At 67.7% G+C, this 23,682-nt stretch carries 20 protein-coding genes; 11 read left to right on the top strand and 9 right to left on the bottom strand.

Annotated elements, in window-relative coordinates; genetic code table 11:
* The first annotated feature begins 1 nt into the window (after position 1).
* Complete coding sequence (locus tag VMT40_RS38910; protein WP_326364693.1) at positions 2-958, top strand: MlaD family protein; 957 nt, start codon at positions 2-4, stop codon at positions 956-958.
* Positions 959-982: 24 nt separating this feature from the next.
* Positions 983-1,561 carry a hypothetical protein gene (locus VMT40_RS38905; RefSeq protein ID WP_326364692.1) on the top strand — a complete coding sequence of 193 codons (579 nt, stop codon included), beginning with the start codon at positions 983-985 and terminating at the stop codon, positions 1,559-1,561.
* A gap of 21 nt (positions 1,562-1,582) precedes the next feature.
* Here the strand turns inward: VMT40_RS38905 and VMT40_RS38900 are convergent, their stop codons facing one another.
* Both VMT40_RS38900 and VMT40_RS38895 read right to left on the bottom strand, forming a co-directional pair.
* Entirely contained in the window at positions 1,583-3,169 is a 1,587-nt protein-coding gene (locus tag VMT40_RS38900) for a GMC family oxidoreductase (RefSeq protein WP_326364690.1), read from the bottom strand.
* 104 nt (positions 3,170-3,273) lie between these two features.
* The gene (locus tag VMT40_RS38895; protein ID WP_326364689.1) at positions 3,274-3,819 is read right to left on the bottom strand and encodes a YdcF family protein; all 546 of its coding nucleotides are present in this window, start codon (positions 3,817-3,819) and stop codon (positions 3,274-3,276) included.
* 104 nt (positions 3,820-3,923) lie between these two features.
* Here VMT40_RS38895 and VMT40_RS38890 point away from each other — a divergent pair, with 104 nt between their 5' ends.
* Together VMT40_RS38890 and VMT40_RS38885 are read left to right on the top strand one after the other, a co-directional pair.
* On the top strand, positions 3,924-4,793 hold the full coding sequence (locus VMT40_RS38890) for an LLM class F420-dependent oxidoreductase (RefSeq protein ID WP_326364688.1): 870 nt from the start codon (positions 3,924-3,926) through the stop codon (positions 4,791-4,793).
* A gap of 95 nt (positions 4,794-4,888) precedes the next feature.
* Positions 4,889-5,692 (top strand): nuclear transport factor 2 family protein, encoded by an 804-nt coding sequence (locus VMT40_RS38885; RefSeq protein ID WP_326364687.1) that lies wholly within the window; start codon positions 4,889-4,891, stop codon positions 5,690-5,692.
* On the opposite strand, the gene VMT40_RS38880 is transcribed toward VMT40_RS38885, so the two are convergent.
* On the bottom strand, positions 5,689-5,916 hold the full coding sequence (locus VMT40_RS38880; protein ID WP_326311895.1) for a hypothetical protein: 228 nt from the start codon (positions 5,914-5,916) through the stop codon (positions 5,689-5,691). The genes VMT40_RS38885 and VMT40_RS38880 overlap by 4 nt on opposite strands.
* A 135-nt stretch (positions 5,917-6,051) precedes the next feature.
* The gene (locus tag VMT40_RS38875; protein WP_326364686.1) at positions 6,052-7,062 is read right to left on the bottom strand and encodes an AraC family transcriptional regulator; all 1,011 of its coding nucleotides are present in this window, start codon (positions 7,060-7,062) and stop codon (positions 6,052-6,054) included.
* Positions 7,063-7,132: 70 nt separating this feature from the next.
* On the opposite strand from VMT40_RS38875, the gene VMT40_RS38870 reads away from it, so the two are divergent.
* The 3 genes from VMT40_RS38870 to VMT40_RS38860 all read left to right on the top strand — a co-directional run bounded on the left by VMT40_RS38870 (position 7,133) and on the right by VMT40_RS38860 (position 9,758).
* Complete coding sequence (locus tag VMT40_RS38870; protein WP_326364684.1) at positions 7,133-8,620, top strand: flavin-containing monooxygenase; 1,488 nt, start codon at positions 7,133-7,135, stop codon at positions 8,618-8,620.
* A 70-nt stretch (positions 8,621-8,690) separates the two neighbouring features.
* The gene (locus tag VMT40_RS38865) at positions 8,691-9,281 is read left to right on the top strand and encodes an Rv3235 family protein (protein ID WP_326364683.1); all 591 of its coding nucleotides are present in this window, start codon (positions 8,691-8,693) and stop codon (positions 9,279-9,281) included.
* 135 nt (positions 9,282-9,416) lie between these two features.
* Positions 9,417-9,758, top strand: coding sequence for a histone-like nucleoid-structuring protein Lsr2 (locus VMT40_RS38860; RefSeq protein ID WP_326311262.1), 342 nt, complete (start codon positions 9,417-9,419; stop codon positions 9,756-9,758).
* Positions 9,759-9,764: 6 nt separating this feature from the next.
* Here VMT40_RS38860 and VMT40_RS38855 read toward each other — a convergent pair whose 3' ends face one another.
* Positions 9,765-13,322, bottom strand: a complete 3,558-nt coding sequence (locus VMT40_RS38855) for a BTAD domain-containing putative transcriptional regulator (protein ID WP_326364681.1) — start codon at positions 13,320-13,322, stop codon at positions 9,765-9,767.
* 264 nt (positions 13,323-13,586) lie between these two features.
* On the opposite strand from VMT40_RS38855, the gene VMT40_RS38850 reads away from it, so the two are divergent.
* Complete coding sequence (locus VMT40_RS38850; protein ID WP_326364680.1) at positions 13,587-13,814, top strand: hypothetical protein; 228 nt, start codon at positions 13,587-13,589, stop codon at positions 13,812-13,814.
* A gap of 34 nt (positions 13,815-13,848) precedes the next feature.
* Here VMT40_RS38850 and VMT40_RS38845 read toward each other — a convergent pair whose 3' ends face one another.
* Positions 13,849-15,129, bottom strand: coding sequence for a M20 metallopeptidase family protein (locus VMT40_RS38845; RefSeq protein ID WP_326364679.1), 1,281 nt, complete (start codon positions 15,127-15,129; stop codon positions 13,849-13,851).
* Positions 15,130-15,289: 160 nt separating this feature from the next.
* Here VMT40_RS38845 and VMT40_RS38840 point away from each other — a divergent pair, with 160 nt between their 5' ends.
* Both VMT40_RS38840 and VMT40_RS38835 read left to right on the top strand, forming a co-directional pair.
* Positions 15,290-17,884 (top strand): ATP-dependent Clp protease ATP-binding subunit, encoded by a 2,595-nt coding sequence (locus tag VMT40_RS38840; protein WP_326364741.1) that lies wholly within the window; start codon positions 15,290-15,292, stop codon positions 17,882-17,884.
* A gap of 75 nt (positions 17,885-17,959) precedes the next feature.
* Positions 17,960-18,463 carry a PaaI family thioesterase gene (locus VMT40_RS38835; RefSeq protein ID WP_326364678.1) on the top strand — a complete coding sequence of 168 codons (504 nt, stop codon included), beginning with the start codon at positions 17,960-17,962 and terminating at the stop codon, positions 18,461-18,463.
* 6 nt (positions 18,464-18,469) lie between these two features.
* On the opposite strand, the gene VMT40_RS38830 is transcribed toward VMT40_RS38835, so the two are convergent.
* The 3 genes from VMT40_RS38830 to glpK form a co-directional block, all read right to left on the bottom strand.
* Entirely contained in the window at positions 18,470-19,300 is an 831-nt protein-coding gene (locus tag VMT40_RS38830) for an MIP/aquaporin family protein (protein ID WP_326364677.1), read from the bottom strand.
* A gap of 207 nt (positions 19,301-19,507) precedes the next feature.
* Positions 19,508-21,184, bottom strand: coding sequence for a glycerol-3-phosphate dehydrogenase (gene glpD / locus VMT40_RS38825; RefSeq protein WP_326364676.1), 1,677 nt, complete (start codon positions 21,182-21,184; stop codon positions 19,508-19,510).
* Positions 21,185-21,225: 41 nt separating this feature from the next.
* Positions 21,226-22,764 carry a glycerol kinase GlpK gene (gene glpK, locus VMT40_RS38820; RefSeq protein WP_326364675.1) on the bottom strand — a complete coding sequence of 513 codons (1,539 nt, stop codon included), beginning with the start codon at positions 22,762-22,764 and terminating at the stop codon, positions 21,226-21,228.
* Between the two features lie 150 nt (positions 22,765-22,914).
* Here glpK and VMT40_RS38815 point away from each other — a divergent pair, with 150 nt between their 5' ends.
* A complete protein-coding gene (locus tag VMT40_RS38815) occupies positions 22,915-23,679 on the top strand; it encodes an IclR family transcriptional regulator (RefSeq protein WP_326364674.1) in 765 nt (254 codons plus the stop codon).
* Positions 23,680-23,682: the final 3 nt, after the last annotated feature.

The raw sequence follows: 23,682 nt of genomic DNA, 5'->3' as shown, positions 1-23,682 counted from the left end.
GATGAAGTGGGGATCGCTGGCATCGCTGGGCGGCATCGCGGTGGTGACCGTGGTGGGCGCGAGCTACCTGACCTTCGGTGTGGTGCGGGCGGATCCGTTCGCGCACTACACCGATGCCTCCATGGTGATGCCGAATTCCGGTGGCCTGAGCGTGGGTTCGCCGATTCTGCTGACCGGCATGAAGGTCGGCAAGGTCACCTCGGTGGACTCCACCGCGCGCGGCGTCGAGGTGGGCTTCCGCATCGACGGCGATCGCCGACTGCCCACCAACAGCGATATCACCATCGAGCAGCTGTCCGCGCTGGGCGAGCCGTTCGTGGAATTCCGGCCCAAGGCGGCGGGCGGGCCGTACCTGACCGACGGCCAGCGCCTCGACACCGCGGCGGTCACCTCGCCGCTGTCGGTGCCCGAGGTGTCGCGGCTGGTCAACAAGGTCATGAACCAGCTCGATCCGAAGGTGGCCGCCTCGCTGGCCAGCACCCTGGGCACGGCCTTCCACGACACCGATTCGTCCATGCCGAACCTGACCCGGGCCGGGGATCTGCTGGCCCAGGCCATCATGAGCCGCGAGCCGAAGATCGCCCAGCTACTCAATAGCTTCCAGGCGGCGGCCTCGAATATCGCGGGCATGGGCGAGGCCACCGCGGCGGCCGCACCGGCATTCGTGCAGTTCGAACAGTCGCTCGAGGAGCTCATCAATGCCGTCGGTAGACTGGTGGACCGTGCCCCCGGCCCCCAGGCCTATGTGGAAGGCAACGGACTGGCACCCTTCTTGGCGAAGCTGACCGACTGGTTGGCGCAGGCCGGACCCGAATTGAAGACCCTCGCGCCCCAGTTGCAGCCGCTCGCCGACGCGGCCCGCACGGCCGGGCCGCAGATCAATATCAGCAGTTTGATCTCGCAGGCGCTCGCGTCCACCGGTGACGGTGCCGTGCGTGTGCGGGTCGACGTGAAATAGCAGTACCAGCAAGGAGAACAACCCATGTCTCAGGACACCGAACCGAAGCAGCCGGTCGAGCCGGAGACCCCTGTTGTCTCCAAGACCGTGTCGGTCAAGCTGTCGACCCTCGTGACCGCGGCCGCGGCGGTGCTGCTGGTCGGCGCCCTGGTGTGGGTCACCGTGCTGTGGCAGTCCGCGCGCGGCGAGGTCAACGACGCCGCGGCCCGGGCCGCCGACGACAAGCACGCCGAGCAGGTCGCCTCCGACTATGCCCTGGGCGCGGCCAATCTCAACTACGCCGACTTCAACGCGTGGACCGCGCGCCTCAAGGCCAACACCACCCCGGCCCTGGCCAACAAGTTCGACGCCACCTCGGCCAAGCTGCAGGAGATCCTGGTCCCGCTGAAGTGGACCTCGAGCCCCACCCTGCTGAGCTCGCAGGTCATCAACCGCGACAATGGCGTCTACAAGGTCAATGTCTATCTGAACGTCAACTCCACCAACGCCCAGAACCCCGACGGCGTCCTCACCACCGTGTACTACACGGTCAATGTCGACCCCAAGAGCGACTGGAAGGTCACCGACGTCGGCGGCGTCGACCTGCCGCTGCCCAAGCAGTAATCCCCGCATCGGCGCGATGCGTCAGCGGCGGAGCCGGTCCGCCAGCCGGACCGCCAGGGCGACGATGGTGAGCGTCGGATTGGCGTGGCCGTTGGTGGGGAAGACCGAACTTCCGGCTATGTAGAGGTTGTCCATGCCGTGGACGCGGCAGTCGCCGTCCACGACACCGGTGTGGGGGTCGGCGGACATGCGGGTGGAACCGGTGGGGTGGGCCCAGTCGGTGAGGGCGGCGGTGAGATCGCTTGTCCCGCGGACCCATTCGCGCAGCGCGGGCGAGGTGTGGCCGAGGCGGGCGAACTCGTCGGCGACCAGGGCGGCAGCGCGGCGGACGGTGCGGTCCTCCTGGGCGCTCACCTTCCAGTCGATGCGCGGGCGGGGCATGCCGAGGTGATCGGTCTTGTCGCTCAGGGTGATCCGGCTGTTCGGATCGGGCGTCTGCTCGACCATGCAGCGCAACTCCACGTGTTCGAGCTTGCGTGGGAGGCCCGCGTTGTCGATGAGGCGGCGCTTCGCGCCGGAGAGCAGCAGGCCCGGATGGCTGGCGACGGTGCGGGCGTCGTGCATGGTCAGGTGGCCGCGCAGCAGGTTCTTCACCGATTCCCAGGGGTCGTCCTCGGACGGCACCTCTTGAATCCACAAGGCGCAGTTGAGCAATCCCTCCTCGGCCTGGATTTCCGGCGACAGCGCCAATCCGTGCAGGAAGGTGTGCTTACCGCCGCGCGTTTTCACGACGTATTTGCCGAAACGGTCGCGCGCGGCCGCCGAGGTGCGCGGATCGAGTGCGCCCACGACGCCGCAGCGGTGATCCAGCAGATATCGGCCCACGGTGTCGTGCCGATTGCCGACACCGCCGGGCACGATGCGATTCGAGGCCAGCAGTAGCCGCGCGTTCTCGATTCCGCCGGTGGCCAGCACAATTCGTGTCGCGCGCACCAGGCGTTCGGTTCCGCTGGAATCGAGGACCCGTAATGCCTCGACGTGGGTTCCGTCCACGTCGGTATCAATATGAAAAACAGTGGCATTCACTACGATCCGCACATTGTCCGCGGAAATCTCCGCCGCATGGGCACCGAATCGCTTGGCGTCGAACGGGTCCGCGGGATCCTTGCTGATCTGCCAGAAGTAGGGCCGCAGCCAGCGCCGGTCCACCTCCGGCCGGGGCGGATTGCGGTCGGCCAGTTCCCAGAAACGATCCCCGGTGAATTCGCTCCCGTAACCCAGCCCCAGATGTGCGGCCGCCCGGTCCAGATACGGCTTCACCTCGGCGAATCCAATGGGCCAACCGGAGAACGGCACCCACGGTCGGGCCGCGAAATCCAGGTCGTCCAGGGGTGCGCAGCGCCCGCTCCAGGTATGTGAACTGCCACCCAGAATTCGATTCCGCGCATTCGAATACGGCTGTGCCCGCGCCGCACCGACATTCTCGATGTCATCGAGGTCATCGTTTTCGGGTGTTGGTTCCAGGCCGCCGCTCTCCAGCACCAGCACCCGGAGCGAACTGTGCGCGAGTTCGGTGGCGAGGGTCAGCCCCGCCGGTCCGGACCCGATAATGCACACGTCGGCCACGAGATCGGTGTCCCGCACGGCATGAAGGTCGTCGATACGCACCGGAAATCCCTCCGCACCCGCATCCACCCCCGAGACGGACGCGCTTCCCTTTGCCCGAACCTCATCGTAACGCTCAATTGTGGGGCCGTGGCGTATCTTTCGGCTCAACATCCGCGCTGCAGAAACGCGCGCACGTAGCCCGCCGACTGCCGGATATACATCCATGTCCAGAACGCCAGACCCGAATCACTGGGGCTGGCCACCATGGTGATCTGGCCGTGAAAACACTTTTCCACGATGTACCGCGCGCGCGAGACGTGCGGTGTATAAGTCACCACGATGATGTGCCGCCAGTGTCCCGCCTGCGCCCGGCGCGCGATCTCCTCGGCCTCGCCCTGGGTGGTCCACGGGTCCGGGACGAAGCAGTAGACCGTGAACGAATAGCCGCCGTCGCAGTAGCGGTTCATCTCCGCATCCTGCTGGCCGGTGGACCGCGAGATCAGCAACTCCGGTGCGTAACCCTCCTGCGCCAGTTGCAATCCCAGGTCGTAGCGCGCGTACGCGGTGCCGCCCAGAACCACGATGGCGTCCGCGGGGCGCAGCGGATCGACCTGCGGATGCACGTAGACGGGTAAACCGGCGAATGCGAGACCGACGATCAAGGCGGTGACGACCACGACCGCTGCGATAACCTTCCGGAGCGCAGGCACGCCTCCGACGGTACCGATCGCACACCGAGAGCGCGGACCGCGAACACGCGACATCGATCGCGAACCGCCCAGCCCGGACACCTCTCATCGGGCAGACTGAGTTCATGGAACTGGGCCTGCACTACTGGAACTACTCGACGCCCGCCGAACCCGAGCGCATCGCGTCCACCCTGGCGCACACCGCCCGCATTGCCGAACAGGCCGGATTCGCGCAGTTTACGGTCATGGACCACTACTTCCAGATGGAGCATCGCGGCACGCACGACGAGCCCATGCTGGAGGGCTACACCACCCTCGGCTATATCGCCGCGCTGACCGAGCGCATGCGGTTGGGGCTGTTGGTGACCGGTGTGATGTACCGGTACCCGGGCCTGCTGGCCAAGATCGTCACCACCCTGGACGTGCTGTCCGGCGGCCGGGCCGAACTCGGCATCGGCGCGTCCTGGTACGAGCGTGAGCAGCGCGGTCTCGGGGTGCCGGTGGTGCCGATGGCCGAGCGTTTCGAGCGGCTGGAGGAGTCGCTGCAGATCTGCCTGCAGATGTGGGGGCCCGACAACGGCCCGTACAAGGGCGAGTACTACCAGCTGGCCGAAACCCTCTGTGTCCCCGCGCCTTTGACCCGCCCGCATCCGCCGATCCGCATCGGTGGCGGCGGGGAGAAGAAGACGCTGCTGCTGGTGGCCCGCTACGCCGACGCGTGCAATCTGTTCGCCAGCTCGGTCGAGGACGTGACCGGCAAGCTCGAGGTGCTGCGCGCGCACTGCGAGAACGAGAAGCGCGACTACGACGCCATCCGCAAGACCGCGGTGTATGTCGCCCCCGCGCTCGACAATCCCGATCAGGTGCTGCGCGATGCCGAACAGCTCGCCGCCCTGGGCATTACGCAGCTGGACTTCATGCCCGACGGCGATCCCGTCGCCTACACAACCGATTTCGCCGAACGGCTGCTGCCGCGCCTGACGGCCATTCGATGAGACGGTGAGCGATCGCGCGAATCACGCCGACCGACCTCGGGAATCGTGAGGGTTCGGTATCATCGCGCGCGCTTGCTCACCACCTGGAGGACACCGTGCCCGCGAATCCCACCGCCGCCGAACTACTGGCGACCGTCGAAGCCTCACCGGCGGCGGTCGGCGCGCACGACAAGGCCGCCTGGGTGGGCCTGTTCGCCGACAACGGCAGCGTGGAGGATCCGGTCGGCTCGCGCCCGCACCTCGGGCGCGCGGCCATCGAGCGCTTCTACGACACGTTCATCGCGCCCAACGACATTGCCTTCGACGTCGCCCACGACGTGGTGTGCGGTGCCACGGTCTTCCGTGATCTGACCATCGCCACCACCATGTCCACCGGCGTCACCCTGCACGTGCCCATGCATCTGCGCTACGACCTGGAAGAGGTCGACGGCACCCTGAAAATCCGTGCCCTGCGCGCACATTGGGAACTGGCGGGCATGATCGGCCAGCTGCTCGGCTCCGGCACCCGGGGCCTGCTGGCCGGGGCGAAGCTGGGGCCGCAGCTGCTCGGCAATCAAGGCGTCGGCGGCGCACTCGGTTTCCTGTCCGGCCTGCGCGGTGTCGGCAAGCCGGGCAAGCAGGCGGCGGGTCGACTGCTGGACGCGCTGGGGCGCGCCGACGCCGCCGATGCTCGGGCGGCACTGGTCTCGGTGCCACGCCTGGAGTGGGCCACCGACGGCGCGATGTCGCTGGCGGACTTCGCCACTCGCGTCAAGGGTCTGCGCTGGTCCAAGGCGATCGCCGCGGGCCGCACGGTCACCGCGACGGTGGAGACCCGGCAGGGCCGCGGCATCGCCGAACTCGACTTCGCCGAGGGACTGCGCATCGCGTCGGTCCGAATCTTCGTGGGGGCGAGCTAATCCCGGATTCCGGCGATCTCGGCCAGGGGATTGTTCCCGCTGAACGTGGTGCCCCCGGCCGCACCGACCACCTTCCCGTGCACGCTGATCAGCCACTGCCCGCACACGCAGCGCAGATACTGCACGCTGCGATGGGAGGACACGGCCGTGGGCGAGGGCCAAGCGCAGGACGGGCATTCGGCGATCATCAGCACATCCTGAGGGTCCGGCCGCGACTTCACCATGATCGACACGCGGAAAACCCGCAAAACAATTGCGCGTCGTGGGTGACTCGCCGTGCTTGATTTGCCAAAGGGCCCAGCGAAACTCGTGTGCTTCTGAACCGTGTGCTCGTCATTTCGGTTCGTGCCCGACCGATGTCAGCTGCCTCGACCCCGCCGCACCGCGGTTGGCGTAGTGCCCCACCACCGTTGGCAGCAGCGGGTGAAGACCGACTGCTCGGCCAGGCCGATGAGCGAGGCCACCTGGCTCATCGGCATATCGGTGGTGGTCAGATAGCGGCGGGCCTCGCTGCGGCGCACCTCGTCGAGAATGGCGGCGAAGGTGGTGCCCTCGGTGGCCAGGCGGCGCTGCAGGGTGCGCGGGTGCAGGGTGAGCAGCCGTGCGACGGCGTCGATTTCGGGGGTGGCGGTGCCGAGCAGCTTCTGCAGCGTGGCGCGCACGCGCGGGGCCATGGCCGTGGCCGCGTCGCCGGACTGTTCGGCGAGGAAGGCCATGGCGAGGCGATGCAGATTCTCGTCGCCGCCGGAAAGCGGACGATTGGCCAGGCTGCTCGGCACCCGCAGCAGCGCGGCCGGGCGTTCGATTCGCACTGGCGCGCCGAAGAATTCCTCGTACGCCTGAATCGGGGCCGCCGGACGGTAGGGCAGCTCCACCGACCGCAGGCCGTAGCGATCCTCGGCGAGACGCTGAATCGTCCTGTGCACGAAGGCCAAACCCAGATCGGTGCCCTGCACGGGCGTCGGCTGGCCGGGCGCGGCGACGCCGTAGTGCAGCGCGATCACGCCCCGATCCCCGTACGGGTCCGGCGCCATGGTCAGGCTGAGCGAGCGGGCGTGCACGAACAGATAGCGCGAGGTGCACTCCAGTACCTCGGCCAGGGTGGGTGAATTGCGAATCGCGAGGGCCAGCGGGCCGAGCATGTCCAGCTCCTGCCGTCGGGCCATGCGCAGGCCCAGATCCGGGCAGGCGAGCCGATGCGCGGCGAGCTCGAGCACCGCGGCCACGGCCTGGTCGGGGACCAGCAGATCGTCGGTGTCGAGGGCGGCGACGGGCAGCCCGCAGGCGGCCGTGAGCTCCTCGGCATCTCCGCCGAGTTCGGCCACGGTCGCGCGGAATCCCCGCAGGCCCGCGGATCTGATCACCGACATGTCGTCCAGAATCAAATACTTGTCGCGCAGAGTCAAGAAACCGGCTGGTGGGCACAACAGACTGGAGGTCATGAACGCTTTCCCCGCCGAACACCTCGACGTCGTCATCGTCGGAGCCGGGCTCTCCGGCATCGGCGCGGCGTACCGCCTGCAGACCGAACAACCCGGCCGCAGCTACGCCATCCTCGAGGCCCGGGCGGCGCTCGGCGGCACCTGGGACCTGTTCCGCTACCCGGGCATTCGCTCCGACAGCGACATGTTCACCCTCGGCTACCCGTTCAAGCCGTGGCGCGACGCCAAATCCATTGCCGACGGGCCGTCCATCCTGCGCTACATCACCGACACGGCCAGCGAGAACGGGATCGACCGGCACATCCGATTCGGCACCAAAGTCCTTGCCGCCCAGTGGGACAGCGCCGCATCGCGCTGGACCCTGACGGTGGAGCGCACGACCGCCGACGGGGTCGAGCGCGGCACCCTCACCTGCGGCTTCCTCTACTCCTGCTCCGGCTACTACAACTACGACCACGGGCACGAACCCGAATTCCCGGGCCTGGCCGACTTCACCGGAACCGTCGTGCACCCCCAATTCTGGCCCGAGGACCTCGATTACGCGGGCAAGCGGGTGGTGGTCATCGGCAGCGGCGCGACCGCGGTCACCCTGGTCCCGGCCATGGCCGAACAGGCCGAACTGGTCACCATGCTGCAGCGCAGCCCCACCTGGATCTCCGCGGTCCCCGGCCGCGACAAGGTGGCCGACCGGATTCGCGAACTCCTGCCGCCGGATCTGGCGCACCGGATCATCCGCACCAAGAACATCCTGTTCAATATCGGCTTCTACCAATACTGCCGACGCCGCCCCGAGGCCGCGCGCAAACTGCTCACCGGGCTCGCCACGCGAATCCTGAAGGACGAGAGCCTGGTCGCCGAGCACTTCACCCCGGACTACAACCCGTGGGATCAGCGGCTGTGCGCGGTGCCCAATGCCGACTTCTTCAAGGCCATGCGCAAGGGCACGGCCGAGGTGGTCACCGATCACATCGAAACCTTTGTGCCCGAGGGCATTCGGCTGAAGTCGGGCCGAGTGCTCAAGGCCGATGTCGTGGTCACCGCCACCGGCCTGCAGCTGCTCGCCTTCGGCGGCATCGATCTGGTGGTGGACGGCGAGCCGGTGAAACTGTCCGAGCAGTTCGTCTGGCAGGGCACCATGCTGACCGGTGTGCCGAACTTCGCGGTCTGCATCGGCTACACCAACGCCTCCTGGACCCTGCGCGCCGATCTCACCTCACGCCTGGTCTGCAAGGTCCTCGCCTACATGGACCGCAACGGGTACACGGCCGTCGTCCCGCGGCCCGAGCGGGCCCTGCGGGAACGTCCGCTGCTGGATCTCGCCTCCGGCTACATTCAGCGCTCGATCGGCGACTTCCCGCGCCAGGGCGACAAACACCCGTGGTCGGTCCGCCAGAACTACCTCCTCGACACCGCCACCACCCTGCGCACCGACCTGAGCAAGACCTTGCGACCGGTGCACGCGGCCAAGGCTCTGCAGCAGGTGTGAACCGCCCCCGCTGATTTGGGCCCGGGGTGCGAAGTTCGATTCCATCCCCCGAGTCCCTCGTCATCCCGGCATGCTTGTGGCCGGGATCCGCACGAGAGGGGGACTGGTGACGCTGGAGGGTGGGTTCCTGCTGCCCGCACCGCGATTCGAGCCGCCGGTGCGGCCGTGCCCGCCGCGGCCTCCGATCGAGCGGGCGTCGGCGACGAGTCCATCGCGGTGTCGCAATCGGATGGATGGCGCTCGGGCCGCCGCGAAAGCGGTCTCCCGCACGGGTTCGGCGGGCCTGCAGCGGGTTTTGCGGTCTTCGCACGCTGTGAAAAATCGGGAGAGTGACGAGTGCAACACCGCGGCAACGCAATTCGCCGGGAAGGTCTTGCGTTTGACGCTGGAGGTGCTCGACGGCCGCCGCCCGCCGGTGCAGTTGGTCGCGGTCGCCGACCCGGCGGTGGTGGCCGCGGTGCGCACCCTGGCCGGTGCGCGGCGGCTGCCCGGGCGCGGACTCGGGAGCGCGACGCTCACCAGGGTGGATGTGATCATGGCCGACCCCGGCACGGCCGAAGTGTGCGCGGCATACGATCGCGGCCCGCGGCATTTCGCGCTGGCCGCCCGCATTGTCCGCGGTCGTTCCGGGTGGCGCTTGGCCGCATTCCGGGTGTGCTGAAGACCGTCCGGTCTCTGCGGTAATAGCAAGAAAGTCTGGTGCCGCCTAATTCGATTCGCGCCTGGTTTGAATCCTGCAACCCGCGGCATTAGCATTTCGGCGAATAGCGGCACCTCACACGTGGAAGGGCAGTCCATGGCGAAGAAAGTCACCGTAACTCTGGTTGACGACTACGACGGCGAATCGAAGGCCGACGAAACCGTCTTTTTCTCGATCGACGGGAACGACTACGAGATCGACCTGTCGAACAAGAACGCCGGTAAGCTGCGGGAGTCCCTCGAGCCCTGGACCGACAAGGCCCGCAAGGTGGGTCGTTCCAAGCGCAAGACCGCGGCCGGTGGTCGCACCCGTCCGGCCGTGGACCGGGAAGAGAGCACCGCGATCCGGGAATGGGCGCGCGCCCAGGGGCACCAGGTTTCCTCGCGTGGCCGTATCCCGGCCGAGATCGTCGACGCTTACCAGCGCGCCAAGAATTAACTAGCGCTAATCACGGCCGCGGAAATTAGCTGGGAACCGATGACCCGCGGTCATCGGTTCCACGCGAAGCGACATATCCGGCCAATGGCCCGATCCGGATTCGCGCGGTAGTGCGGCACCGCGGTCGGGCAGTTCCGAGCGAATCCTTTCCAGCTGGCGTTCGGCATGGTCGCGATGGACCGCCGCGCGCTCGGTATCGCCCAGGGCCGCGGCCAGTCGGGCCAGGATCCCGTCCATCGGACCGAACTCGGCCATTCCGGTTTCGAGTCCGATGAGGGTCCCGCCGTGCGGTGCCAGGTATTCGTACAGCCGTCGAATTGCTGGAATGTCGCTGAACTCGATGGCAGCAACCGCCCGCAATGCCGACATGAGAACCGGATAGAAACCCGCCGCAATCGGATCCGAGTTCTCGTAGACGACGCGAGCCCGCTCGCGCTGCCCCACCCGGAGCAGGGCGAGCGTGTACGCCGGGGCCGCCGACGCGGGCAGTGCCGCATAGGTATTCGCGAGCCGGTCCAGCAGTCCACTCAGATCGCCACGCGCCCAGCCGATCGACAGCGCGCAGAACAACTCCGCTTCGGCGTGGTTGATCATCCCGGATTGCCGGGAGTGGGCGGCGAACTGCCGATACAGCCGCTCGGCCGCGTCCACGTCCCCGCGCAGCAGCTCCATGGTCGCGGCGAAACAGTCGACCATATCCAGCAATGGCCGCAACTGCCCCTCGTCGGCGAACTCCACCGCGGCGCTCACCCGCCGTCCCGCCTCCCGCAGGTCGGTCCGCGCCATCGCGGCCCGGTAGCCCAGATAATGTGCGAGCGCCCGATACTCGGCCAGCCCCGCCGCGGTGGCCACCTCCTCCAACTCGGTGACCAGTTGCGCGAACTCCGCGCCGTAGTCGGAGGCCAGATACGTCACGGCATTGATCGCCGCGCACAGCAATTCCGGATCCCCGGTCCGCCGCGCGATCGCCAGCGCCCAGGTCGCCAGCCGATGCCCGGTCGCGTATTCCACCAGCCCGGTCTCGAAGGTCGAGGCCACCAGCAGCAGCACCAGCTCGCCGCTCGCCGCATCGGACGAATCACGGTGCCCGACAAAGGCTTCCGTATCATCCGCCGACGATCCGGGCGGTGCCGCGCCGGTCTCCAGGAGAGCCAGGGTGGCCCGCGGCACGCCGTGTCGCGCCAGGGCGCGGGCCAGGGCCCGGCGCAGGCGCTGATCCGGCGTGCGCCAATCCCGAATGGCCCAGATGACCGGTGCGCGCCAGCAGGTGAGCGCCCGCACCACCAGATTCGGGTCGCCGAGCTGCTCGGCCAGGGTCAGGGCCCGATCCCGCTCCGCCCGCGCCTCCCGATGCCGATTGTCATAGGCCAGCGCGGTCACCAGAGCACAGCGCGTGCGCAGCAGGGCGATTCGATCGGACTCGGACGCGTGCTCGGCATCGTGGCGGGCCAGCCGGTGCAGTTCCACGGCCGAGCGCAGCAGTCGCACACTCGCACTGCGCATGCCCCGGCGGTAGCGCTGCTCGGCCGCCCGCTCCACGTATTCGATGGCCCGCGAGGCGGTTTCGGCCGTCGCGCCCGCGGTGGCGTGCCGCGCCAGCACCTCCGGATCCTGAGCCACCGCCGCGAACGCGTCCGCCCGCTCGGCCAGCAGTTCCAGTGCCGCCCAGTGCATTCGGCCCCGCCGCAGGGCCGGGATCCCCAGATAGACCGCGTCCCGAATCAAGCCGTGCTCGAACCGGATACTCCCGCCACTGCCCGACTCCACCAATCCGGCCCGTTCGGCGGCCGCCACCAGATCGATGACGACATCCTCGGAAAGGCCGGTCGAGGCGCTCAGGATGGCCAGGTCGGCACCCTCGCCCCAGACCGCCAGGTGCCGCAGCACCTCGGCGACGCCGGGTGGCAGTTTCTCGACCCGGACCTCGATCAACTCCCGGATCGAATCCGGCACCTCGGCCAAATCGCCCTGTCCGGCCAGCGATTTCGCCACCTCCCGCACGAACAGCGGATTCCCGCCGGTCCGCCGATGCAGCACCGCCACCTGCTCGTCGTCGAGCTCACCGGCCCCCGCGGCCCGGGCGACCTGTCCGGTCCCCTCCGGATCCAGTCCGGTGAGGTCGATCCACGCGCCCGTGTACTGTGCCAGCGCCGCGATCGAATTGTGCGCGCCCCGGCCCGCTTCCGACCGGCGCAGACTCACCAGCACGAAGACCGGTTCGTCGCGTAACCACCCGGCGACCTGCCGAAGGATCTGCAGGGTCGCCGGATCGGCGCGCTGCACGTCTTCCAGCAGGAGCGCCACCGGGCCCGAAGCCGTTGCCGCACGGCACTTCTCGGCGATCAGCCGGGCCAGCGCGAACGTTTCCTCATCTCCGCGGGGGGAGGGCGACTCCGATCCGATCGGCCCCAGCGCGGTGAGGATTTCCCTCCAGGCCCATGCCGTTGGCGCACCGTCGATTTCGGGACAGGTGCCGGTCGCGACCAGCCAATCCGCGCTCGCCAGCGCGGACAGGACCGCTTCCGCCAGCACGGTCTTGCCGATTCCGGCCTCGCCGGACACCCAGGCGAGCCGCAGCCGCCCGCCGCGCGCGGCCTCGGCGGTGTGCAGCAACTCGGACAGCTCGGTGACATAGCCTGTGGTGCAATGAGACTCGCCGGTGTCGGCGGCCGGTTCGGGTGCCTGCGCCGCGACCGATTCCGGCCGAACCGCGGTCGTTACCGAGATCTCGGCCGAGGTCGTGGCCTGTGCCGCGGTCGTCGAGTCGAGGGTCGCCGTGGAGTTGAGGGTCGCCGAGTGGTTGAGGATGGCGATCTCGAGGTCGCGTAGGGCGGGGGAGGGGTCCACGCCGAATTGGACGGCGAGGAAGTCCCGGGAGCGGCGAATGGTGGTGAGGGCCTCCAATTGTTGGCCCAGTTGATATTGCGCGAGGGCGAGCAGCCGGACTATTTCCTCGCGCCCGGGATGATCGTCGAAGAGCTGGCGCAGTTCCCGCACGACCGCACCGGAACGACCCAGTTCGAGTTCGGTGCGGGCATTGAGTTCCACGGCGGTCAGATAGAGGTCGGTGAGGCGATCGGCCTCCGCGATGGCCCAGTCCGCCTCGGCGAAAGCCTCGAGCGCGGGGCCGTGCCAGAGGGCCAGGGCGGCTTCCAGAAGAGCATTGCGTTCGACCGCGTCGGTGTGAATGTCCGGATTGCTGACCAGTTCCTGATAGGTCCGTAACTGCTGTTCGAAATGCCATGCGTCGACGGCGTCTTCGGGAATCTTCAAGGCATATCCGGACGATTCGGACACGATGAATCGGGAGGGCGCGCGCCGCGGGCGGTCGGGCTCGAACAGTCGCCGCAGATTGTGCACGTGTACCTGCAGCACCGCCGCCGCCTTGGGTGGCGGATGCCCGGCCCAGAGGTCGTAGATCAACCGCTCGGTGCTCACGACCTGGCCATGGGCCACAATGAGTCGCCCCAGCACCGCGCGCCGCATGGGTGTCCCGAGCGGGATTTCGCGACCGTCGACGAACAGTTGCAGCGGGCCGAGCACTCTCAGCTCCGCGCCTGCCATCGGTGTCCTCCTGCGCCCGGAAGCGAACTGGACGTTCGCCGCAAGAAGAGCACTATCCCTCAAAAACCTGGAGATGCCAAAAGGTTGCGGAATAGTTGTCGGATAGTTACGGGCGGCCCGGCCCGTGAAGTAGACCGTGTGGTACGGAAAATTATTTCTAATGCTAACAGTAGGAATGGGTCACACAACCCGACCGGAAGTGAACCGCAAGAGGCGGGGAGAATACTTCTGACTGGAAGCAAGCGAGACGAGGGGATGGTTGGTGTGGTGAAGCGTGTGGAATTCCCCCGGGGAATGGGTGAGCCGGGTGTCGAGCCCCAGCGCACCGGCATGTACGTCGACCGCGACGGCGATATCTGGGAGAAACAGTCCGACGGCTGGCGACTGGTGCTGCAGCGCGGTGTCCCCGTCGACCCCGTCTCCCTCTGGGACTGGACCGAGGGCCACGTGCGCGACTACGCGCCGTTCCTGCCCGTCCTCGCCGGACGCTGACCGGCGCTCGTGCACAATATCGCTGCTGGACAACCTATTTCGGTACCAGCACACCGGTGAGATGGTCGTAGGCCACCTGCGCGTGCAGCCGCACCCCGGTCACCAGGGTGTCGTCGTCGGCGTAGAAGTGCGGATTGTGGTTCATGAACATCCCGCGTCCGCCCGGCACCGGGACGGGTAGACCGTCCGCGCCGAGCTGCGCGTCCTGTACCCCCAGCGTCACGTACAACCCGCCGTACTTGTTGACGAACTCGGAGACGTCGTCGTATCCGAGCGTGGGCGGGGTGGGCACCACCCGATCGTCCCCGACCACCCGCCGGAAGGTGGGCAGCCCGGCGTCCATCCAGGCCTGCTGATTGTGCACCGCGGGCACGTCTTGGAGGAATTCGACTGTCGCGGAACAGTTGTAGGCCGCCGCGGTATTCGTCGCCAGGGTCCGCAGCCGCGTCTGCACCTCGCCCATATCGCTCTCGATCGAGCAGCGGATGGTGCCCCACAGTGTCACGGTCTGGCCGATGATATTGAACCGCCCGACATCCTCCACGTGCCCGATGCTCACCGTGACGGGGTCGAAGGCGCTGACCTGTCGATAGATCTGGCCGACCCCGGTGAGGATGGCACCGGCCGCGGGCATGGGGTCGATGCCCATCCACGGGGTGGACCCGTGCACCTGCTGTCCGGTGAGGGTGATCTGGACCAGGCAGGAGGCCCCGAATTGATTGCCGACTCGATATCCGATGTAGCCCTTGGGATATGGCGTCACGTGGAACCCGAACGCCATGGTGGGCACGGGATCGTCGAGCGCCCCCTGTGCGAGCATCTCGCTCGCGCCGCCCTTCTCGTCCACCGGCGGCCCTTCCTCGGCGGGCTGGAAGACGAAAAGCACCGTGCCGGGCAGCTTTTCGCGGACGCCCGCCAGGACGGTGGCCGCACCCATGAGCATCGAGGTGTGACAGTCGTGCCCGCAGGCATGCGACACCGGGAACGGCCCACCGGGATAGGTCTTGTCGACCACGTGCGAGGCGAAGGGCACCCCGCACAGGTCCGGCACCGGCAGCGCGTCGGTATCGGCGCGCAGCGCGATCACCCGGTCGCCCGGCTGCCCGCCGCGCAGCACCCCGACCACGCCGTGCCCGGCGATGCCGGTGCGAACCTCGTCCAGGCTCGAGGACTTCAGGTGATCGGTGATCAGCGCCGCGGTGTGGACCTCGCGGTTGGACAGCTCCGGATGCTGGTGCAGATGCTGTCGCCACCGCACCACCTGCGGACCCACCGCGGTCGCGCGGGTGTCGAGCTCGTCGTGCAGGGCGCTCATTCGGACTCCGTTCGATCGGAACAAAGTCATTACGGGCACTTGCCGTCCGCGCCGAGGCTACTACTGTGGAACCCGAGTTCGCCATCCGTTAGCTGACGCGTCGGCAGACTTGTTGTCAATCCGAGTCGAAGCGATGCGCCACCCGAACCGCGAGGTGACCATGACCCAGGGTTGGCCCAGTTCGATGGGTTCCTTCGACTCCTTCGACGACATCTTCAGCCGCTTCTTCGGATCCGGAATGTCCCGCCAACCCCCGGTGCAACGCATCGACCTGAGTCGTTTGCTGAGCGAGAGCGCCAAACAGGTCGTCGCCGACGCGCGGCGGGCCGCGCACGACTGGGGCAGCACCGAGATCACCCCCGAACACCTGCTCTGGGCGGCCGCCGACATCGAACCGTCGCAGAGCATCATCGCCGAAATCGGCCGTGACCCTGGGCAACTGCGCAAGCAGATGCGGGCCGCCACCGGCAGCGGTGTGGGCGCGCACGGCGGTGACCACGCGCTGGCCCTGAGTCCGGCCGCCAAGCTGGCCCTGCGCAACGCGCAGCGCAGCGCCGCCGAGGCGGGCAGCAGCTACATCGGCCCGGAACACCTGCTGCTCGGCATCGCGAGCCTGCCGGACAGTCCGGCCGCCCAGGCGCTCTCCGGTGCCAAGATGCCCGCCGCCACCACGGCCAAGGAGCCCTCCGACACCCCGACCCTCGACGAGTACGGCCGCGACCTCACCGCCGAAGCCCGTGCGGGCAAGGTGGATCCGGTGGTCGGGCGGGCCGAGGAGATCGAGCAGACCGTCGAGATCCTCTCGCGCCGCCGCAAGAACAATCCCGTCCTCATCGGCGACCCGGGCGTGGGCAAGACCGCCATCGTGGAGGGCCTGGCCCAGCGCATTGTCAATGGCGACGTCCCCGAGACCCTGACCGATCGCCGCGTCATCGCCCTGGACGTGAGTTCCATGGTCGCGGGCAGCAAGTACCGCGGCGAATTCGAGGAGCGGCTCACCAAGGTGCTCGACGAAGTGCGCGCGCACTCCGACGAATTGGTGGTCTTCATCGACGAACTGCACACCATCGTGGGCGCGGGCGGCGGTGGCGAGGGCTCCATGGACGCGGGCAATATGCTCAAGCCCGCCCTGGCCCGCGGTGAGCTGCACGCCATCGGCGCGACCACCATCGACGAGTACCGCAAGTACATCGAGAAGGACGCGGCGCTCGAGCGGCGCTTCCAGCCGGTCATGGTGTCCGAGCCGTCGGTGGCCGACACCATCGAGATCCTGCGCGGACTCTCGGACGTGTACGAGGAACACCATCAGGTGCGCTATCTGGACGAGGCGCTGATCGCCGCGGCGGAGCTGTCCGACCGCTACATCACCGACCGGTTCATGCCGGACAAGGCCATCGACCTGGTCGACCAGGCGGGCGCGCGCGTGCGCCTGCGCGAACGCACACCCGATCCGAAGGTCCGCGAGCTGGAAGACAAGCTCGCGCACCTGAATCGGGAGAAGGACGCCGCAGTCGCCGCCGAGGACTACGAGAAGGCCAACAAGATCAAGGCCGAGATCGCCAAGACCGAGAAGAAGACCGCCGACGAGGTGGACCGCACCTCGATTCCGACGGTCGAGATCACCGATATCGCCGAGGTGGTCTCGCGCCAGACCGGCATTCCGGTCGCCGACCTCACCACCGAGGAGCGCGCGAAACTGCTGAAGCTGGAACAGGATCTGCATCAGCGCGTGGTCGGTCAGGAGGAGGCCATTGTGGCGGTGGCCGAGGCGGTGCGCCGGGCCCGCGCGGGGCTCAAGGATCCGAATCGACCCGTCGGATCGTTCCTGTTCCTCGGCCCCACCGGTGTGGGTAAGACCGAGCTCGCGAAGGCGTTGGCGGAGACCGTCTTCGGCGACGAGGACCGGCTCATTCGCTTCGATATGAGCGAGTTCCAGGAGAAGCACACGGTGTCGCGGCTGGTCGGCGCGCCGCCCGGATACGTCGGCTACGACGATGCCGCCCAGCTCACCGACAAGGTGCGCCGCCAACCGTATTCGGTGATCCTGTTCGACGAGGTCGAGAAGGCGCATCCGGACGTGTTCAATGTGCTGCTGCAACTCCTCGACGACGGCCGCGTCACCGACTCCAAGGGCCGCACGGTCGATTTCAAGAACACCATCGTGATCCTCACCAGCAATATCGGTTCCGATCTCATCCTGTCGGCGAAGGACGGCGACCTGGCCTCGATCGAGCCGCAGTTGCAGGAGCGGCTGCGCCGCCAGTTCCGGCCCGAATTCCTCAACCGCCTCGACGAGCAGATCATCTTCCACCGCCTCGACAAGTCACAGCTGCGGAACATCGTCGATCTGGTGCTCGACGGCACGCGCCGCCGCCTGCACGCCCAGGACATCGGCCTGGACGTGTCGGAGCGGGCCATGGATTGGTTGGCGGACAACGGCTATCAGCCCGAGTTCGGTGCCCGCCCGCTGCGCCGCACGGTGCAGAAGCAGTTGGACAACGCGCTGTCGAAGAAGCTCCTCGAGGGCGCGCTTGCGCCCGGCGACACGGTCCGCATCGACGCCGACGACAACGGGCTGACGATCGAGGCGGTGCACCACACCGGCGGGAAGAAGACCGACGCCAAGATCACCGAGGAGTCCATCGCGACCGTCGGCGGCAAGGGCGGAAAGTCCAAGTCCGCCAACAGCAATGGCCATCACAAGAACGGCAGCGCCAAGGCGGCCAGCGGAAAGGCTGCCTCTGGGAAGAGGTGATGCCCGACTGGCGTGCCGTCACCGTCATGTGGCCGAGTCAGGCGGAATTTTTGAATATGGGTTAAATTCTTGGGTATGGATCATGATCGCGACGCCGTGCCGCTGCCGCTGGGCGACCTCGTCGCCGACGGGCCGTTTCCGCCGCATCACCCCGGCTGTTTCGGCTGCGGACCCGCCAATCCGGCCTCGCCGCGCATCGCCTTCGAACGCCGCGGCGACACCGTGCGCGGCACGTTCACCATGGACGAGCGGCATCAGGGCGCACCCGGGGTGGCGCACGGCGGGATTGTGGCCGCGGCCCTGGACGACGCCAGCGGCGCGATCCTGGTCCCCCTGCGCCAGCCCGCCGTCACGGTCAAGCTCGACGTCACCTTCCGCGCCCCCGCCCGCCTGCACCGCGACTATGTGGTGACCGCGATCCTCGCCGCCCGCGAGGGCCGAAAGCTCTTCATAGACACCACGCTGACCGATGGCGATACGGTGATCGCCACCGGCCGAGCGATTTTCGTGGAGGTCGCGCCGGAGCACTTCTTCAGTCTCGGCGCGGCCCCCGGCGATCTGCACAGCCTCGGAGTCTGAGCTCCGCTACATGTACCACTGGGCCACCAGGCCCGCGAGCGCGCCGCCGACGAGCGGTCCCAGCACCGGGACCCAGGCGTAGGACCAGTCGGCGTTCTTCTCGGTGGAGGAGACCGGGTCGCCCGGATTCTCCTCGACGACACGCTGGGCCGCGCCGCCCGCGGTCACGTCGGCCGGAATGCGTTCGGGGAGAACATTGGCCGCGCGGCGGGTGGGGAGCAGGGCGTAGGCGATGCGGGGGCCGAGGTCGCGCGCGGGATTGATGGCGTAGCCGGTCGGGCCGCCCAGGGACGCGCCGATGCCGACCACCAGCAGGGCCGCCGCCAGCGGGCCCAGGCCGCTGGGGGTCTTGCCGAAGGCGAGAATCACGAAGACCAGCACGAAGGTGGCGATGACCTCGGTGAGGAAGTTCCACGAGTACGAGCGGATGGCCGGACCGGTGGAGAACACGCCCAGCTTCTTGCCCTCGTCGGGCTCCTCGTCGAAGTGCTTCTTGTAGACCACGTACGCGGCGCACGCGCCCAGGAACGCGCCGACCAGCTGACCCGACAGGTAGGCAAGGGTATTGGTGAAATTCACCTCGACGCCGGGAGCGTATTCCTTCGCGCCCGAGAAGAGATTGCCGATGGTGACCGCGGGATTGAGATGGCCGCCCGACTTGTAGGCGACATAGACGCCGCCGAAAACGCCGAGACCCCAGCCGAAGGTAATCAGCAGCCAGCCGCCATCGAAGCCTTTCGACTTGGTGAGCACCACATTGGCAACCACACCGGCACCGAGAAGTATCAGTACTCCGGTACCTAGTGCCTCACTGACAAAAATAGAGCTGAAGCCCATTGATTCGCCTTCCGTTCGGCGTCCGATGCCACTCTGAACCAGACTCTACGGTCTTTCGCTCAGCAAACCTTTAGAAACACGCTAGAGGTAAAGGGGCGCGGAACACAAGTTCCGGAAATAACTCCGGCGCAGCGGAATTCAGCTCTCGAGATACAGCTGTAGCGCCGTACGAAAATGCTCGTACGGCGCTACAGTGCGTTATCGAAATCAGCCGACGGCGATCAGGCGCGCCGCATTGGCCGCCTCGTCGTCCTTCTCCTCGTTCGCGGCCAGCTCGGCGTGCACGCGGTCGAAGTAGCGGTTGATCTCCTCGTTGGTGCGCTCATCGGTCCAGCCCAGGTGCGGGGCGATGAGACGGGCGATCTCCGGGGCCGCCTGCAGGCCGCGGTCCGCCACCTCGATGGAGATGCGGGTGCGGCGGGTGAGCAGGTCGTCCAGGTGCAGCGCGCCCTCGTGGGTGGCGGCGTACACGGCCTCGGCCGCGAGGTAGTCCTCGGCACCCGGAATCGGTTCGCGCAGTTCGGGAACCGCGGCGATGAGATCGAAGATCTCCTCCGAGAGCGAGCCGTAGCGGCCCAGCAGGTGCTCCACGGTCTCGACCGGCAGTTCGGCCCGGGCGGCCACATCGGCGAGGGAGTCCAGCATGTCCTGGTAGCCGACCGCGCCCAGGATGGGCAGGTTGGCGGTCACCGACGGCGCGACATCGCTGCCCAGGCGCTCGGCGGCGGCGTCCACCACATCGGCGGCCATCACGCGATAGGTGGTGTACTTGCCGCCCGCGATGACGAACAGGCCCGGGGCGGGCTCGGCCACCGCGTGCTCGCGCGACAGCTTCGAGGTCTCCTTGGACGCGCCGGTCATGAGCGGCCGCAGACCCGCGTAGGTGCCGACGATATCGGCGCGGGTGAGCGGTTCGCGCAGCAGCGAATTGACGTGGTCGAGGATGTACTGCACGTCCCCGGCGGTGGCGGTCGGGTGGTTCTTGTCCAGCGACCAGTCGGTGTCGGTGGTGCCGATGATCCAGTGCTCGGCCCACGGAATGACGAACAGCACGGACTTCTCGGTCTTCATGGCGATGCCGGTGCCCATGTCCAGCTTCTCGCGCGGCACCATGATGTGCACGCCCTTGGACATGCGCACGTGGAACGGGAAGTCCACGCCGGTCATCTTGATCATGTCGTCGGTCCACACGCCGGTCGCCGAGATCACGGTCTTGGCCCGAACGCTGTGCTCCAGACCGGTTTCCAGATCCACGACCTTCGCGCCCACGACCTTCTCGCCGTCGCGCAGCAGGCCGGTGACCTTGGTGCGGGTCAGCACGGTCGCGCCGTGCTGGGCGGCGGTGCGGGCCACCATCATGGTGTGGCGGGCGTCGTCGACCTGGGCGTCGTAGTAGCGGATCGCGCCGGTCATGGAGTCCTCGGCCAGCGCCGGGGCCAACTCCAGTGCCTTGGAACGGCTCAGGTGCCGGTGCATGGGCACCGAGCGCGCGCCGCCCATGGTGTCGTAGAGGGCGATGCCCGCGCCGATGTAGAAGCGCTCGTAGTGCTTCTGCAGCGGGAACAGGAACGAGACCGGGTGCACCAGGTGCGGGGCCAGCTTGTTCAGCAGCAGCCCGCGCTCCTTCAAAGCCTCACGGACCAGGGCGAAGTCGTACTGCTCGAGGTAGCGCAGGCCACCGTGGATGAGCTTGGAGGAGCGGCTCGAGGTACCGGCGGCGAAGTCGCGCGCCTCGACCAGCGTGACGGACAGGCCGCGCGAGGCGGCGTCCAGGGCGGCACCCGCTCCGGTCACACCACCACCGATCACGAGCACATCGATTTCGGTGTCGCCGAGCGAATCAATCGCCCGGGCGCGGTAGGCGGGATCCAGTTGTGCGGACACGAAGTACTCCTTGTTATCGGTGATGTGAAGTCTGTTGCGGCTCAGCGGTGCTGGTCGTCGTCATCGTCGAGGTCGACCCAGTCGAGGGTGCGCGAGACGGCCTTGAGCCAACGCGCGTAACCCTTCTGGCGCGCTTCCTCGGACATGGTGGGCTGCCAGTTCTTGTCCTCGTGCCAGTTGGCGACGAGTTCGTCGGTGCTGGACCAGAATCCGACCGCCAGACCGGCGGCGTAGGCCGCGCCGAGCGCGGTGGTCTCCGCGACCACCGGGCGCGAGACCGGGACGCCGAGGAAGTCGGCCTGGATCTGCATGGCCAGTTCATTGGCGGTGACGCCGCCGTCCACGCGCAGGGTGTCGAGCTTGACCCCGGAATCCTGCTGCATGGCCTCGACCACGTCGCGGGTCTGGTAGCAGATGGATTCCAGTGTGGCCCGGGCGATGTGGGCGTTGTTGCTGTAGCGGGACAGGCCCACGATCACGCCGCGGGCGTCCGCGCGCCAGTACGGGGCGAACAGGCCGGAGAAGGCGGGCACGAAGTAGACCCCGCCATTGTCGTCGACCTGACGGGCAAGGGCCTCGACGCGTTCCGCGCCGGAGATGATGCCGAGCTGATCGCGCAGCCACTGCACGGCCGAACCGGTGACCGCGATCGAGCCCTCGAGCGCGTAGACCGGCTTGTCGTCGCCGAACTGGTAGGCGACCGTGGTCAGCAGGCCGTGCTTGGAGTGCACGATCTCCGGGCCGGTGTTCAGCATCAGGAAGTTGCCGGTGCCGTAGGTGTTCTTGGCCTCGCCGGGCTGGAAGCAGACCTGGCCGACGGTGGCGGCCTGCTGGTCTCCCAGCACACCGGCGACCTTGACCGCGCCGCGGAAGGGGCCGTCCGGGTTGGTGGTGCCGAAGCCCTCCGGATTAGAGGACGGCGCGATGCGCGGCAGCATGGCCCGCGGCACCCCGAACAGGGCGAGCAATTCGTCGTCCCAGTCCAAGGTTTCGAGATCCATGAGCATGGTGCGCGAGGCATTGGTCGGATCGGTGATGTGCACGCCGCCATGAACGCCGCCGGTGAGATTCCAGATCAGCCAGGTGTCGGGGGTGCCGAAGAGCGCGTGGCCGTTCTCGGCGTCTTCCCGGACGCCGGGGACATTGTCGAGGATCCACTTGAGCTTGCCGCCGGAGAAGTACGGCGCGGGCGGCAGACCGGCCCGCTGGCGAATGAGATCGCCCTTGCCCGCCTTCTCGATCTCGGCGACGATGCGATCGGTGCGGGTGTCCTGCCAGACGATGGCGTTGTAGTACGGGACGCCGGTGCGGCGGTCCCACACGATGGTGGTCTCACGCTGGTTGGTGACGCCGACCGCGGCCAGATCGGCGGCGGTGAGGCGGGCGCCCGCCAGGGCGCTCTTGATGACGGTGCGGGTGCGTTCCCAGATCTCCGCCGGGTTGTGCTCGACCCACCCTGCCTGGGGAAGAATCTGCTCGTGCTCGAGTTGATGGCGGGCAACCACATTGCCGCCATGGTCGAACACCATGAATCGCGTGGAGGTCGTGCCTTGATCGATGGCTCCGACGTACTGCGTCATCGCGGTCCCTTCCGGAAACTCGTCGTTGAGTTCGTTTTCCCAGGTGGGCGCGGGTTCGGCCGGGCCCGACGTCCACGCTACGAAGTGGAACGTCAATGGGACAGGCGACGCGTTCGACAATGCCGAACGGTTTGCTGATAGGTTACGAGCATGCCGGGTCCGATTCAGTCGATCGAGCGCGCCGCGGCCATCCTGCGGCTGCTCGCGCGCGGATCCGGGCGTATGGGGGTGGGGGAGATCGCCGCGGCGCTGGGGCTGGCCAAGCCGACCGCGCACGGAATCCTGCGGACGCTGCAGGGCGTGGGGTTCGTGGATCAGGACGCGGTGAGCGGCAAGTACCAGTTGAGTCCGGCGCTGCAGGATCTCGGGGCCGGGCACCTGGATGCCAATGAATTGCGTTCGCGGGCCATCAATCGGGCCGACGCGCTGGCCGCGCGCAGCGGGGAATCGGTGCGGATCGCCGCGCCCGTGGACGGGGGAGTGGTGGTGATCCATCACGTCTTCCGGCCCGACAACACCGAGCAGGAACTCGCGGTGGGTGAGGAATTGCCGCCGCACGCAACGGCTCTGGGCAAGGTGCTGCTGGCCTACGACGGTGAGCTGGCCGACAGCGTTCGGGACGGCGGGCTGCCCGCGCTCACCCATCGCACCATCACCGATCCGATCGCGTTGCGGCGGACCGTTTCCGAGGTGCGGCGCACCGGCTGGGCCGGGGATATCGGTGAATACCGTTCCGGCGAGGCGAGTGTCGCCGCGCCGATTCGCTCGCGCGGTGGTTTGGTGGTGGGTGCCATCGGCATCACCGGGCCGGTCGACCGGCTCTGCGACGGGCAGTTGCGTTTCCGGCCCGCGCCGATCGCCCAGGTGCGCGACGCGGCGGCCGCGGTATCGCGGGATCTCGGTGGTGCGCAGTGAGAT

This window comes from Nocardia sp. CDC160 (assembly GCF_035818795.1).
Classification (GTDB): domain Bacteria; phylum Actinomycetota; class Actinomycetes; order Mycobacteriales; family Mycobacteriaceae; genus Nocardia.
This window is presented reverse-complemented; position numbering and strand designations above follow the sequence as displayed.

What these genes read in the sequence shown, in the direction of transcription:
- VMT40_RS38910 (WP_326364693.1), top strand. Translation starts at nt 2, where the DNA reads ATGAAGTGGGGATCGCTGGCATCGCTGGGCGGCATCGCGGTGGTGACC.
- VMT40_RS38905 (WP_326364692.1), top strand. Translation starts at nt 983, where the DNA reads ATGTCTCAGGACACCGAACCGAAGCAGCCGGTCGAGCCGGAGACCCCT.
- VMT40_RS38890 (WP_326364688.1), top strand. Translation starts at nt 3,924, where the DNA reads ATGGAACTGGGCCTGCACTACTGGAACTACTCGACGCCCGCCGAACCC.
- VMT40_RS38880 (WP_326311895.1), bottom strand. Translation starts at nt 5,916, where the DNA reads ATGGTGAAGTCGCGGCCGGACCCTCAGGATGTGCTGATGATCGCCGAA.
- VMT40_RS38875 (WP_326364686.1), bottom strand. Translation starts at nt 7,062, where the DNA reads ATGTCGGTGATCAGATCCGCGGGCCTGCGGGGATTCCGCGCGACCGTG.
- VMT40_RS38870 (WP_326364684.1), top strand. Translation starts at nt 7,133, where the DNA reads ATGAACGCTTTCCCCGCCGAACACCTCGACGTCGTCATCGTCGGAGCC.
- VMT40_RS38865 (WP_326364683.1), top strand. Translation starts at nt 8,691, where the DNA reads ATGCTTGTGGCCGGGATCCGCACGAGAGGGGGACTGGTGACGCTGGAG.
- VMT40_RS38860 (WP_326311262.1), top strand. Translation starts at nt 9,417, where the DNA reads ATGGCGAAGAAAGTCACCGTAACTCTGGTTGACGACTACGACGGCGAA.
- VMT40_RS38855 (WP_326364681.1), bottom strand. Translation starts at nt 13,322, where the DNA reads ATGGCAGGCGCGGAGCTGAGAGTGCTCGGCCCGCTGCAACTGTTCGTC.
- VMT40_RS38845 (WP_326364679.1), bottom strand. Translation starts at nt 15,129, where the DNA reads ATGAGCGCCCTGCACGACGAGCTCGACACCCGCGCGACCGCGGTGGGT.
- VMT40_RS38840 (WP_326364741.1), top strand. Translation starts at nt 15,290, where the DNA reads ATGACCCAGGGTTGGCCCAGTTCGATGGGTTCCTTCGACTCCTTCGAC.
- VMT40_RS38835 (WP_326364678.1), top strand. Translation starts at nt 17,960, where the DNA reads ATGGATCATGATCGCGACGCCGTGCCGCTGCCGCTGGGCGACCTCGTC.
- VMT40_RS38830 (WP_326364677.1), bottom strand. Translation starts at nt 19,300, where the DNA reads ATGGGCTTCAGCTCTATTTTTGTCAGTGAGGCACTAGGTACCGGAGTA.
- glpK (WP_326364675.1), bottom strand. Translation starts at nt 22,764, where the DNA reads ATGACGCAGTACGTCGGAGCCATCGATCAAGGCACGACCTCCACGCGA.
- VMT40_RS38815 (WP_326364674.1), top strand. Translation starts at nt 22,915, where the DNA reads ATGCCGGGTCCGATTCAGTCGATCGAGCGCGCCGCGGCCATCCTGCGG.